The organism is Ancylobacter novellus DSM 506 (assembly GCF_000092925.1).
Lineage (GTDB): Bacteria > Pseudomonadota > Alphaproteobacteria > Rhizobiales > Xanthobacteraceae > Ancylobacter > Ancylobacter novellus.
This window is the reverse complement of record NC_014217.1, coordinates 4650840-4662671: the sequence shown is the minus strand read 5'-3', so window position 1 is coordinate 4662671 and position 11832 is coordinate 4650840. Positions and strand designations below refer to the sequence as shown.

The window sequence follows — 11832 nt, the reverse complement described above, 5'->3', positions numbered from 1 at the left end:
AGCGCGACCTGCGCTCGTCTCGGGACAAGAGATAACCCGGCATCGACGCAATGCCATGCCCATTCAATTGCGTTGACGCAATGTCGTTTCTGCTGCTATGGTCGCCTCCGTCATCGACAGGAAAATTCCTTTCCAGACAAAAGCTTAACTAGAGAGACGGCAACGCGGGGAGCAGCATGGCCGAGGCTTTCAAGAATCTCGCCTGGGACGACTTCCGGCTGATCAAGGCCGTGGCGGACGCCAAGGGCCTTCCGGCGGCAGCGGCGGCGATGGGGGTGAACCACTCCACCGTGTTCCGCCGGCTCAAGCAGATCGAGGAGGCGCTGGGCGCGGTGCTGTTCGAGCGCCACCGCACCGGCTATGCGCTCACTCCCGCCGGCGAGGAGATGGTGGCGCTGGCCAACCGGCTCGACGAGGAGATCACCGCGGTCGGCCGCAAGCTCGCCGGGCGCGAGCCGGCGCCCTCGGGCGAGTTGCGCGTCACCACGCCGGATTCGCTGCTGATCCACCTGCTGATGCCGATGCTGGCAACCTTCCGCGAGCGCTACCCCGAAGTGCGGCTCGACATGGTGCTGAGCAATCAGGCGCTGAATCTCTCCAAGCGTGACGCCGACGTCGCCGTGCGCGCCACCGACAACCCGCCGGAGAACCTCGTCGGCCGGCGCGTTGCCCGCATCGCCTGGGCGCTCTATGGACGTGCCGCCGATTTCCCCGCGCCGGGCGAAGTGTCGCCGGAGGAGCTCGACGCCCATAACTGGGTGTCGCTCGGCGACAGCCTCGGCTCACTCAAGACGGTGAAGTTCGTGCAGGAGAACGTCGCGCCGGAGAAGGTGGCCTACAAGATCAACTCGGTGCTTGGCCTCGCCGAGGCGGTGGAGGCAGGCATCGGCATCGGCCACATACCCTGTTTCATCGGCGATGCGCGCCCCTCGCTGGTGCGCCTCGGCCCGGCAAATGACGACTATGCCGCCGACCTCTGGCTGCTGACTCATCCGGACCTGCGCCACTCGCCGCGCGTGCGCGCCTTCCTCGACTTCCTCGGCGGCGAGATTGCCCGCCACCGTCGCTTCATCGAAGGGCAGACCGGCCTGCAGGAGATGACGGAAGGCGGCGCGGTTACGGCTTGAGGCGGGAGAGCAGCTTGTCGCGCACGCGGGTGAGCTCGCCGGTGAGCTCACCGATCGCCTCGGCGTCGCGGTCGAGGCAGATGCCCATCTCGCGCGGGATGCGCTCGGCTTCGGGGCGTAGCGCCCGGCCTTTCTCGGTGAGATGAATGCGCACCTGCCGCTCGTCGGCGGCGTCGCGCACCCGGCGCACCAGCCCGGCACTCTCCAGCCGCTTGAGCAGCGGGGTGAGCGTATTGGTCTCGAGCATCACGCGGTCGCCGATCTGGCCGACGGTGAGCCCATCCTCCGCCCACAGCGTGACCATGGCGACATATTGCGGATAGGTCAGGCCCAGCCGGTCGAGCAGCGGCTTGTAGACGCGGTTGAAGGCGTGGTTGGCCGAATAGACGGCGAAGCAGAGGAAATCCTCGAGCTTCAGTTTATCGTGTGTGCTGGACATGCCGGGACCGAAGGAGCCTAGGCTGGGCACCGTGCCCCGTGCAGGACGCGACGACAAGCGGGTTTTTGCGTAAACTCGTCATTCGCGCCTTGCAAAGGGCGCAACCGGCCTCTAGGCGGCCAATTTTGAGGACGGCGGCGCTTTCTCAGGGCAGCGTCGCATCATTTGGGGAAGAGTGCGCATGTCGGGGGAAGCCGCGACGACCAGGCCGGGCGGGCAGCCCGAGCCGGAGCCGCTCGGCGAGCTGAGCCCGATCGGCCGGCGCTCGGCGCGGCTGAGGCTGCGCGCAGCCTGGATGTACTATGTCGAGGGCATGACGCAGAGCGCCATCGCCGAGGCGCTCGATATCGGCCGCGTCACCGTGGTGCGCCTGCTCGCCGATGCCCGCCAGCTCAACGAGGTCAAGATCTCGCTCAGCCGCGAGATCGCCGAGCTGCCGCGGCTGGAGATGGGGCTGCAAAAGGCGTTCGGCCTGCGCGAGGCGGTGGTCGCCCCGCTCTCCGGCCCGCTTGCCGACCCGACCAGCGCCATCGGCGCGGCGACCGGCCAGTTCATCTCCGAGCTCATCCGCTCCGACATGACCATCGGTTTCGGCTGGGGCCGCACGCTGATGCGCGCGCTCGGCTTCATCGACGAGAAGACGGTGTCGAACCTGTCGGTGATCTCGCTGCTCGGCGGCATCACCAAGGCCAAGCAGTACAACCCGTCCGAATTCGCCTGGCAGCTCTCACGGCTGTTCCAGGCCGACTGTCACCTCATCGCTGCGCCCGCCATCGTCGACAGCATCGAGACCAAGCAGGCGCTGATCGAGCGCTGCGGCCTCGGCGCGGTCTACAGCCTGGCGCGCGAGATGGACGCGGTGGTGGTCAGCGTCGGCGAGATGGAGGCGGAGAGCACTGCGCTGCGCTTCGGCTTCTTCTCCGACGCCGATTGGGCCTCGCTGATCGCCGCCGGCGCGGTGGGTGACGTGGTCTACAACTTCATCGACATGGACGGCCGGCCGATCGACCACCCGATCAACACCCGCGTCATGTCGATCCCGGTCGAGACCATGCAGGCGACGCCCGAGCGCATCCTCACCTCCGGCGGGCCGGGCAAGACCCGGGCGGTGATCGCCGCGCTGCGCATGCTGCGCCCGACCGTGTTCATCACCGACGAGGTGACCGCCGCCGCGGTGCTTCAGGAGGTTGGCGCGGCATATTGAGGCCGCCCTTGCGACAACCCGCTCTTTGCCTTCGATGAAATGTCGAGTACCGAAGAGCGCGACACGTCCGCTTCAAGACGGACGCACAAGGAACGCCGGGAACGCATGAGGAAAGGTCAGTCGATGCTCGGGGCAAACGGGATCGTGCGGTCGGGCATCGCCGCCGAGCTGGAACAGTGGACCGCCAAGCACGGGCCGGTGACGATCGGCCTCGCCGGTGCCGGCCAGATGGGCACCGACCTCATCGTGCAGGCGGCGCTGATGCCGGGCGTGCGCATCGGCGCCGTGGTCGAGATGAACCCGCAGGCCGCGATCGACGCGGCGCTGATGGCTGGCCATTCCCGCGAAGACATCGTCTCCGCCTCGACGGCCGAGCAGATCGACCGCGCCATCGAAGCCGGCCGGCTGCCCATAACCGACGATTACCGCGCCATGTGCGCGGCCGGGCACATCGATGTCGTCATCGACGCCACCGGCAGCCCGAACATCGGCACCATCGTCTCGCTGGAGGCGATCCGCAACGGCAAGCACGTGGTGCTGCTGAGCGTCGAGGCCGACATCACCATCGGCCGCTTCCTCAAGGAAGAAGCGCGCAAGGCCGGCGTGGTGCTGACCGGCGCCGCCGGCGACGAGCCGGCCGCCACCATTGAGTTGATCGGCTTCGCCCAGTCGCTCGGCTTCGACATCGTCTGCGCCGGCAAGGCCAAGAACAACGCCTTCAAGCCCGACGCCGTGCCCGACGAATTCGCCGCGGAGGCGAAGGCGCGCAACATGAATCCGCGTATGCTGGTCGAGTTCGTCGACGGCTCCAAGACCATGGTGGAGATGACCGCGCTCGCCAACGCCACCGGCCTTGTGCCGGACGTGCCGGGCATGCACGGTCCGCACGCCGACCGCGACGTGCTGGCTCAGGTGCTCTGCACCAAGGAGGATGGCGGCATCCTCAACCGCGCCGGCGTAGTCGACTTCACCCTCGGCAAGGGCGTGGCACCGGGCGTGTTCTGCATCGTCAAGCCGCGCCATCCGCGGGTGATCGAGCGCATGGCCGACCTCAAGGTCGGTCCGGGACCGTGTTTCGCGCTGATCCGCCCCTTCCACCTCACCAGCCTGGAAGTGCCGCTCTCGGCGGTGCGCGCGGTGCTGCACAAGCGCCCCGACATGGAGGTGCTCGACCATCCGGTGGCGGAATGCGCGGCGGTCGCCAAGCGCGACCTGAAGCCCGGCGACACGCTCGGCAAGATCGGCGAGTACGACTATCGCGGCTACGCCATGGGTTGGCGCGATGCCCGAAACAGCTTCGCCCTGCCGCTCGGCCTTGCCGAGAGGTCGCGGGTTCTGAAGCCGATCAAGGCCGGCGAGCGGCTGACCTACGACAATTGCGCGCCGGACGAGCAGCTATTGGTGACGCAGCTGCGCCGCCGGCTCGACCAGGCCGATACGCAGTATCTCGCCGCCTGAGCCGGCCGCCGTTCAGGCGCGGCGGCGCACGATAGCGCCGTAGACGAACAGCACGATGAGCGCGCCGACCACGGCGCCGATGAGGCCCGCCCCCTCATTCGGCCCGTACCATCCCATCGCCTGCCCGAGGAAGGTGGCGACGAAGGCGCCGACGATGCCGAGAATGGTCGTCAGGATGAATCCCGACGGCTCGTTGTCGCCGGGCATGATGAACTTGGCGATGATGCCGGCCACGAAGCCGATGACGATCGTCCAGATGAATCCCATGGTGCTGCTCCCTCCGGTTCCGAGGGAACCGATCCCTCCCGGTTTGGTTCCTTGACTGACTTGGGAGGGACGACGATGAACAATCGCGCATTTCCGTCGATGACGGCGCTTCTCGCGCTGCTGGCCGTGGCCGGCTACCAGAACCGTGACAAGATCGCCGAGATGATCAGGGGCGCCACTCAGGGCGCCCAGCCCGGACAGTCGGGAACGCCCGACAGATTGAGCCCGCCCAATCCGCCCGTCTTGCCCGACGAGCTCGACCGGGCCCAGGAAGGCGGCGGCTTTGGTGGTAGCGGTCTCGGGGGCGGGCTTGGCGGCCTGCTCGGTGGGCTCGGCGGCCTGCTCGGCGGCGCCTCCTCAGGCACGATCGTGCAAAACGGGCTTTCCGAACTGCTGGAGCGCTTCCGCCAGAACGGCCATGACGAGGCTGATTCCTGGGTCGGCACGGGCGAGAACCGCGAGATCGACGACCGCAATCTCGAGCATGCCATCGGCCCCGACGTGCTCGAGACGCTGGCGCAGCAGACCGGCCTGTCGCGCGAGGAATTGCTGGCGCGTCTGACGCGCACCCTTCCCAAGGCCGTGGATGCCTACACGCCGAACGGACGGGTGGAAGCCGCGTAGTTGCGTCTATGAGGTCAGGGCGCGCGCGGTCAGGGCTTCACAGGCACCTGCCGCGTAGCGGTACGGCGTGAAGCCGCGCTCAGGCGTTCCCCGGTCCCGACGTCGCGATGGTGGTGAAGCGGGCGTCGGCGAGGCGCGCCTCGGCCTCGGCCAGCGCCTCGGCGAGCTGGCGCACCTGCGAGGGATCGAGCACCAGTTGCAGCGCCGGCACCGGCTCGCCGGGCTTCGGCTGCTGGGTGCCGATCTCGATGCGAAGCCCCACTTTCTCCGCCCCGAACAGAGCGGTGGTGAAGGCGAGCATCGGCCATACCTTGAGGTGCCCCTTGTCGTCCTTCTCCCAGTCGTCGAACCGGCCCACCATGGCGGGTCTCCCTGTCTTGTCCCGTGCCGGCGCCGCGCGCCGTGTCGGGCGTTTCACTAACACCGACAGGGCCCGCGCGCGACAGGCCGTCCTCAATGGAAGTCGCGCGACTTCGGCATGATGCGCACCTGCCGCGGATGGCCATGGCCGGAGCGCCGGCCGGCCAGCATGTGTCCCGACCGCGGGCGCTCGTCCTGTCCGGAGTCGATTTGCGGGCGCGGCAGGCGCGCTGGGCCGTCGAACAGGCGGGACAGTTCCGAGGAACGGTCGAACACCCGCTCGCCCATCACATGCACGACGCCCTCCTTGCTCTTCTGCACCCGCCCTTCCACCACGACGAGACGCGATCCCATCACCTGCGCGCGGAAGCGCTCGAACAGCCGCGCCCAGAGCAGCACGTTGACGATGCCGGTCTCGTCCTCCAGCGTCATGAAGACCGCGTTGCCCTTGCCCGGCCGCTGGCGCACCAGCACTACGCCGGCCGCACGCACATAGGTGCCGTCGCGCAACGCCGAGACCTCGGCACTGGAAGCGACGCCCTCTGCGGCGAAGACCTCGCGCAGCATCCCCATGGGGTGACCTTTGAGCGACAGCCGCGTGGTCTGGTAGTCGACGGCGATCTGCTCGGGCAGCGGCATGAGCGGCAGATGCGCGTCGGCGTCGGCGCCCAGTTCGCGCGCCTGCGCGGCGGCGAAGAGCGGCAGCGGCGCGTCGTTCGGCAGCCGACGCACGATCCACGCCGCCTCGCGCCGGTCGAGCCCGAGCGAGCCGAAGGCGTCGGCATCGGCCAATTTGCGCAGCGCGCCGACGGGAAGGCCGGCGCGGCGGAACAGCGTCTCGATGTCCCTGACGAAGCCGCCCGCTCTCGCCTCGACGAGCCGTTCCGACCATTCCTCGCTGAAACCGTCGATCTGCCGCAAGCCCAGCCGCAGTGCGAGTGACTCACCGGGAGCATCGCGCTCCAGCGTATTGTCGTGGAAGCTGTAATTGACGTCGGGCGGGCGGATCTCGACGCCGTGCTCGCGAGCGTCGCGCACGATCTGCGCCGGAGCATAGAAGCCCATGGGCTGGGAGTTCAGCAGCGCCACGGCGAAGGCGGCCGGGTGGCGGCATTTGATGAAGGCGGAGATGTAGACCAGCTTGGCGAAGGAGGCGGCGTGGCTCTCCGGGAAGCCATATTCGCCGAACCCCTTGATCTGCTCGAAGCAGCGCTCGGCGAAGGCGCGCTCATAGCCGCGCCGCACCATCCGGCCGATCAGCATGCCCTGGAACTTGCCGATGGTACCGAGATTGCGGAAGGTCGCCATGGCGCGGCGCAGCTGGTTCGCCTCCTCCGACGAGAACTCGGCGGCGACCATGGCGAGCTTCATCGCCTGTTCCTGGAACAGCGGCACGCCGAGGGTGCGTTCGAGAACATCATATAGCTCGTCCTGCCGGTATTGCGGCCCCGGCGAGGGATAGACGATGGGCTCACTTCTTTCGCGCCGGCGCAGATAGGGATGCACCATGTTGCCCTGGATCGGGCCGGGGCGGACGATGGCGACCTGGATGACGAGGTCGTAGAGCTTCCGCGGCTTCAGGCGCGGCAGCATGTTGATCTGCGCGCGGCTCTCCACCTGGAACACGCCGATGGAATCGCCCTTCTGCAGCATGGCGTAGACATCCGGCTGCTCCCTCGGCACCTCGGCGAGGCCGTAGTCGATCCCTTCGTGCTCGCGCATCAGGTCGAGCGCCTTGCGGATGCAGGTGAGCATGCCGAGCGCCAGCACATCGACCTTCAGGAGGCCGAGCGTGTCGATGTCGTCCTTGTCCCATTCGATGAAGGTGCGGTCCTTCATCGCCGCATTGCCGATCGGCACCGTCTCGTCGAGCCGGTTCTGGGTCAGCACGAAGCCGCCGACATGCTGGGAGAGGTGGCGCGGGAAGCCGAGCAGGCGCACCGCCAGGCCGATGGCGCGGGCGACCATAGGATTGGAAGGATCGAGCCCAGCCTCGCGCGCCTGGCTGTCCTTGATGTCATCGCCCCAACTGCCCCACACTGTGCCGGCGAGGCGGGCGGTGACGTCCTCGGTGAGGCCGAGCGCCTTGCCGACATCGCGTATGGCGCTGCGCGGACGATAGGAGATGACGGTGGCGACGATGCCGGCGCGGTGCCGGCCATAGCGCCGATAGACATACTGGATCACCTCCTCGCGGCGCTCATGCTCGAAATCGACATCGATGTCGGGCGGCTCCCGCCGTTCCTTCGAAAGGAAGCGCTCGAACAGGAGCTCGCTCTCGAACGGATCGACGGCGGTGATGCCGAGCACGTAGCAGACGGCGGAATTGGCCGCCGAGCCGCGCCCCTGGCAGAGGATGCGTTCCTTCTCGGCGAATTCGACGATGTCCCGGATGGTGAGGAAATAGGAGGCATAACCGAGTTCGCCTATGAGGGCGAGCTCGGTATTTAGCTGGCCTACCACCTTATCCGGCACGCCCTCGGGATAGCGGATGGCGGCGCGCTGCCAGGTCAGCTCCTCAAGCTTGGCCTGCGGCGTGTAGCCGGGCGGCACCGGCTCCTCGGGATATTCGTATTTCAGATCGCCCAGCGAGAAGTCGATGCGGGCGAGAAAGTTGCGCGTTTCCTCCACCGCCTCCGGCGCATCGCGGAACAAGCGCACCATCTCCTGTGGCGGCTTGAGGTGCCGCTCGGCATTGGCGTCCAGGAGGCGCCCCGCCGCCTCGATGGTCACGCCCTCGCGGATGCAGGTGAGCACGTTTTGCAGGTCGCGCTCGGCGGGGTGGTGATAGAGCACGTCATTGGTGGCGAGGAGCGGCACGCGGGTCTTCGTGGCGAGCGCCTTCAGCGCCGCGAGGCGGCGGCGGTCGTCGCCCTTGCGCACCATGGCCGCGCCGAGCCAGAGCGAGCCGGGCGCCGCCTCGTCGAGCTGCGCCAGCACATCCTTGAGGCCGGCGAGCCTCTTCGCCGGCACGTCGCGCGGCGGCATGAGGATGAGCGACAGGCCCCGCGCATCGGCGAGGAGATCATCGAGCTTGAGGATGCACTCGCCCTTGGCGCCGCGCAGATTGCCGGCGGTGAGCAGGCGGCAGAGCCGCCCCCAGCCGTCGCGGTCCTGTGCATGGGCGACGATGTCCGGCGTGCCGTCGGCGAAGACCAGCCGGGCACCGACGACGAGGGTGAAGGGGGGTAGCTCCGGGCCGAGGCCGGCATCGGCCGCCGCCTCGGCCCATTGGCGAATGAGGCGCGTGACCTCATCCTCCTCGCCCTTCTTCGGCTCTTTCCTCTCCTGCTTCGGCACCTTCCAGAAGCCGGTAAAGCGCTCGCCGATATCCTTCAGCGCCGCATAGGCGCGTACCACGCCGGCTACGGTGTTGCGGTCGGCGATGCCGATACTGGCATGGCCGAGGAGCAGCGATTGCAGCACCAGCCACTCCGCTTTCGACGCGCCGCGCAGGAAGGAGAAGTTGGAGGCGGTGACCATCTCCGCGAAGAAGGGGGGGCTCGCGGAAGTCACGGGAACAGCCCGTGCAGGAACCAGCGCGGCTGGTCCGTCTCGCGGCCATAGAGACCGGCGCGGAACAACCAGAAGCGGCGGCCCTCGCGGTTCTCGACGCGGAAATAATCGCGCGTGGGCGCGGCGGGCGCGCCTTCCTTCTGCCGCCACCATTCCGGGGCGATGCGCTCCGGCCCTTCGGCGCGGGCGACCTCGTGCACCACCCGCCGCCAACGGAAGCGCAGAGGCGGGCCGTCCGGCACCTCGGCCATGGCCTCGACCGGCTGGGGCGGATCGAACAGGGTCAGCGGCCGGGGGAGACTGTCGGGCGGCGCGGTATGCGAGGCCGGCAGATCGCCGGCAGGTACGAGGGTACTGGCGCGGTCGGGATCGTGGGTGTCGCGCAGCATGAAGCGCAGCACCCGTTCGCGCCCGAGCCGCACGGCCAGCCGGTCGACCAGCGCCGCCACCTCCTCCTCCTCGACCGCGCGGCCGTCGAGGCTCACCTGCGCCGGGGTAAGTGCCTCGGCCCGCAGCACGGAGAGGCGCACGAGATCGAAGCCGAAGCCGGGATCGATGGGATCGGCCAGCGCCTCGATCTTCTCGCGCCAGAGCCGGGCAAGTGCGCGCGCATCGCGCGAGGGCCGCGCGGTCTCGACCTTCAGCCGGCGCACCGCGCCGTCGGCGCGGAAGAAGGAGGCTTCGAAGGCCCGCCCGCCCTCGCCGCGCGCCTCCAGCATCAGAGCGAGATCGTCGACCAGAAGCGCCAGCGTGCCGTCTATGTCCTCGGCGCGGGCGATGGGCTCGGGGAAGCGCCGCTCGGCGATCGCCGCCGGCAGCGGCCGGCGCGGCACGATGCGCACATCCTCGCGTCCCAGCGTGCGGCGCAGCCGGGCGAGCAAATCCTCACCGAAACGGGCGGCGAAGGGCGTGCCGGGCCGCGCGGCGAGATCGCCGATGGTCTTGAGGCCGGCACGGGACAGGCCGGTGACGATCTCCTCGCCCACCCCGAGCAGGGCGACGGGAAGCCCCGCCACCGCCTGCGCCTCGCCGCCCGGCGGAACCACCCCACCCTGCCCTACCCGCGCCAGCGCCCGCGCGGCGTCGGGCGTGCCGGCGATGACGGCGAAGGCGCCGAGGCCGTGGCGCTCCAGATGGGCGAGCAGACGCGCGCGCATCGCCGCATCGCCGCCGAAAAGATGGGCGCAGCCGGTGATGTCGAGGGTCAGCCCGTCCGGCGCGTCGAGCGCGACCAGCGGCGTCCAGCGGTCGCAATCATCCGCCACCTCCTCCAGGAAGGCGGCGTCGGCATGCGCGTCATGCTCCACCACCGCGAGGTCGGGGATGCGCGCGCGGGCATCCGCCAGCGTCAGGCCGGGCGCGAGGCCGCGCCGCCGCGCCAGCCGGTCGACGGCGGCGAGGCGCAGGGCGTTCTCCGCCTTCTCGACGAAGACCAGCGGCGCGCGCGCGAGCGGGTCGTCAGCCGGCGCGACGGAACGCGGCAACCTCGCCCCACTTCTCGCCCCGCTTCTCCGCTGCCGGATCCGCTCCAGCCGGTCGGCCGGCAGGAATGGGAACCACAGCGCGAGATAGCGGGGGGAGGTCGCGGAAGGAACGTGTCTCATGGTCCCACTCCAGATTCCATGTGCCGCCCTCGACCGGGCGGGCGCCCTCGCCGCCGCGATGGCGCAGCAAGGTGACGGCGAAGGCCGGGTAGCCGGGCACATCGACGCCCCAGTCGCCATCCAGCGGCGAAGAGACGGCCGGCGCCACGCGCCAGCGCGTCGCCACCGCGGTCGGCGCGGCGCGGGCGGCGGCGCGCAAAAGAAAGCTCGTCACGCCGGAGGCGGCGGCGCGCAGCGACAGGCGCCGGGTGGCGGTGAGGTCGAGCGCCTTGGGCTCGCCCCAGGGCTCGATGACGAGCGCCCCAAGGCCGGGGCAGCGCACCGCGTCGCCCGCCGTCCGCAGCACCTCGACCGCATCCGGCGCCCGCACCAGGATCAGCCGAGATGGGTCGAGCCCGAGCGCGGCGAGGCCCAGCGCCTCGGGCCGGCCGAGCTCGGCCTCGGTGAGGTCCTGCCGTATCCACAGGATCGGCCGAGCCTGCGGACCCGCCGCGCGCAGGGCCAGCGCCAAGGTGAAGCCGGCGGCGGCCTGCAGGTCGGCGCTATAGCTCGCCTGCACCTCGTGCAACGCGCCGCGGGCGAGCGCGATTTGCGCCGGCCCGGCGGCGCCGAGGGAGAAGGAGGAGGCCACGCCAGGCAGGCGCTCCGCCTCCAGCCCGGCGAGCTTCTGCCTCAGCGCGGCGATGTCGCGGACGGTGTCCATGATCGGCGCACTCAAGATCGTTCATGTTTTGTTCTATAGAACGACTCTTTCCGGCCCGAGAGTCAAGACGCCCTTCACCCCTCCCCGGCGCGGAAGGTCCACAGCGCGTTGCCGGCATAGTGCCACAGCACCAGCAGGCCGGTGACCAGCACCTGCGCCGGCAGATAGGGTGCGGCGAGCGGGCCGGTGAGCAGCGCCATCAGCGCGGCGTTGATGACGAGGCCGATGCCGGCGATGAGGAAGAACTTGGTCATCGCCTCATGGTGAGGCTTGGTCGAGCGGAAGACGATGCGGCGGTTGAGCTGGTAGTTGGTGAGACCGCCGACGAGAAAGCCGGCGGTCGAGCCCGCCACCGGCCCGGCAACGCCGCCCTGCACCAGCCCGATCAGCACGGCGTAATGGGCGAGCGTGCCGATGCCGCCGAGCGCGGCAAAGAGCAGGAGATGGCGGGCGCGGGCGACCAGCGCCGGCCACCGGCCCGCCGCCCCGTCCTGCTGCACCATGCCCGCCATGACACGCTCCTTACGGCC

General features: G+C 69.4%; 11 protein-coding genes. 4 read left to right on the top strand and 7 right to left on the bottom strand.

From position 1 onward, the window contains the following. Nucleotides 1-176 precede the first annotated feature (176 nt). Nucleotides 177-1127 carry a LysR family transcriptional regulator gene (locus SNOV_RS21935; protein ID WP_013169169.1) on the top strand — a complete coding sequence of 317 codons (951 nt, stop codon included), beginning with the start codon at nt 177-179 and terminating at the stop codon, nt 1125-1127. On the opposite strand, the gene SNOV_RS21930 is transcribed toward SNOV_RS21935, so the two are convergent. Next, the gene (locus tag SNOV_RS21930) at nt 1117-1566 is read right to left on the bottom strand and encodes a MarR family winged helix-turn-helix transcriptional regulator (RefSeq protein ID WP_013169168.1); all 450 of its coding nucleotides are present in this window, start codon (nt 1564-1566) and stop codon (nt 1117-1119) included. The two genes, SNOV_RS21935 and SNOV_RS21930, sit on opposite strands and share 11 nt — an antisense overlap. Nucleotides 1567-1747: 181 nt before the next feature. Between SNOV_RS21930 and SNOV_RS21925 the strand changes: the two genes are divergently transcribed. Together SNOV_RS21925 and SNOV_RS21920 are read left to right on the top strand one after the other, a co-directional pair. Next, nucleotides 1748-2770 carry a sugar-binding transcriptional regulator gene (locus SNOV_RS21925; protein ID WP_013169167.1) on the top strand — a complete coding sequence of 341 codons (1023 nt, stop codon included), beginning with the start codon at nt 1748-1750 and terminating at the stop codon, nt 2768-2770. A 123-nt stretch (nt 2771-2893) separates the two neighbouring features. Then, entirely contained in the window at nt 2894-4228 is a 1335-nt protein-coding gene (locus SNOV_RS21920; RefSeq protein ID WP_013169166.1) for an NAD(P)H-dependent oxidoreductase, read from the top strand. A gap of 12 nt (nt 4229-4240) precedes the next feature. On the opposite strand, the gene SNOV_RS21915 is transcribed toward SNOV_RS21920, so the two are convergent. Further along, nucleotides 4241-4495, bottom strand: coding sequence for a GlsB/YeaQ/YmgE family stress response membrane protein (locus SNOV_RS21915; RefSeq protein WP_013169165.1), 255 nt, complete (start codon nt 4493-4495; stop codon nt 4241-4243). A gap of 75 nt (nt 4496-4570) precedes the next feature. On the opposite strand from SNOV_RS21915, the gene SNOV_RS21910 reads away from it, so the two are divergent. Next, nucleotides 4571-5119: a YidB family protein gene (locus SNOV_RS21910; RefSeq protein ID WP_013169164.1), complete on the top strand. Its 549-nt coding sequence runs from the start codon at nt 4571-4573 to the stop codon at nt 5117-5119. Nucleotides 5120-5198: 79 nt separating this feature from the next. Here the strand turns inward: SNOV_RS21910 and SNOV_RS21905 are convergent, their stop codons facing one another. The 5 genes from SNOV_RS21905 to SNOV_RS21885 form a co-directional block, all read right to left on the bottom strand. Continuing rightward, nucleotides 5199-5480 carry a hypothetical protein gene (locus SNOV_RS21905; protein ID WP_013169163.1) on the bottom strand — a complete coding sequence of 94 codons (282 nt, stop codon included), beginning with the start codon at nt 5478-5480 and terminating at the stop codon, nt 5199-5201. Nucleotides 5481-5572: 92 nt separating this feature from the next. Further along, on the bottom strand, nt 5573-8962 hold the full coding sequence (locus SNOV_RS21900) for an error-prone DNA polymerase (protein ID WP_187291165.1): 3390 nt from the start codon (nt 8960-8962) through the stop codon (nt 5573-5575). Nucleotides 8963-8991: 29 nt separating this feature from the next. After that, nucleotides 8992-10479, bottom strand: a complete 1488-nt coding sequence (locus SNOV_RS21895; RefSeq protein ID WP_013169161.1) for a Y-family DNA polymerase — start codon at nt 10477-10479, stop codon at nt 8992-8994. Beyond that, nucleotides 10454-11302 carry an ImuA family protein gene (locus SNOV_RS21890; protein ID WP_013169160.1) on the bottom strand — a complete coding sequence of 283 codons (849 nt, stop codon included), beginning with the start codon at nt 11300-11302 and terminating at the stop codon, nt 10454-10456. The genes SNOV_RS21895 and SNOV_RS21890 overlap by 26 nt, the downstream gene beginning before the upstream one ends. Nucleotides 11303-11376: 74 nt before the next feature. Then, a complete protein-coding gene (locus SNOV_RS21885) occupies nt 11377-11814 on the bottom strand; it encodes a GtrA family protein (protein WP_013169159.1) in 438 nt (145 codons plus the stop codon). Nucleotides 11815-11832 lie beyond the last annotated feature (18 nt).

Bases quoted from the DNA above. Each gene is read 5' to 3' on its own strand.
- SNOV_RS21910 (WP_013169164.1), top strand. From the start codon at position 4,571: ATGAACAATCGCGCATTTCCGTCGATGACGGCGCTTCTCGCGCTGCTG.
- SNOV_RS21915 (WP_013169165.1), bottom strand. From the start codon at position 4,495: ATGGGATTCATCTGGACGATCGTCATCGGCTTCGTGGCCGGCATCATC.
- SNOV_RS21900 (WP_187291165.1), bottom strand. From the start codon at position 8,962: ATGGTCACCGCCTCCAACTTCTCCTTCCTGCGCGGCGCGTCGAAAGCG.
- SNOV_RS21930 (WP_013169168.1), bottom strand. From the start codon at position 1,566: ATGTCCAGCACACACGATAAACTGAAGCTCGAGGATTTCCTCTGCTTC.
- SNOV_RS21920 (WP_013169166.1), top strand. From the start codon at position 2,894: ATGCTCGGGGCAAACGGGATCGTGCGGTCGGGCATCGCCGCCGAGCTG.
- SNOV_RS21935 (WP_013169169.1), top strand. From the start codon at position 177: ATGGCCGAGGCTTTCAAGAATCTCGCCTGGGACGACTTCCGGCTGATC.
- SNOV_RS21890 (WP_013169160.1), bottom strand. From the start codon at position 11,302: ATGGACACCGTCCGCGACATCGCCGCGCTGAGGCAGAAGCTCGCCGGG.
- SNOV_RS21885 (WP_013169159.1), bottom strand. From the start codon at position 11,814: ATGGCGGGCATGGTGCAGCAGGACGGGGCGGCGGGCCGGTGGCCGGCG.
- SNOV_RS21905 (WP_013169163.1), bottom strand. From the start codon at position 5,480: ATGGTGGGCCGGTTCGACGACTGGGAGAAGGACGACAAGGGGCACCTC.
- SNOV_RS21925 (WP_013169167.1), top strand. From the start codon at position 1,748: ATGTCGGGGGAAGCCGCGACGACCAGGCCGGGCGGGCAGCCCGAGCCG.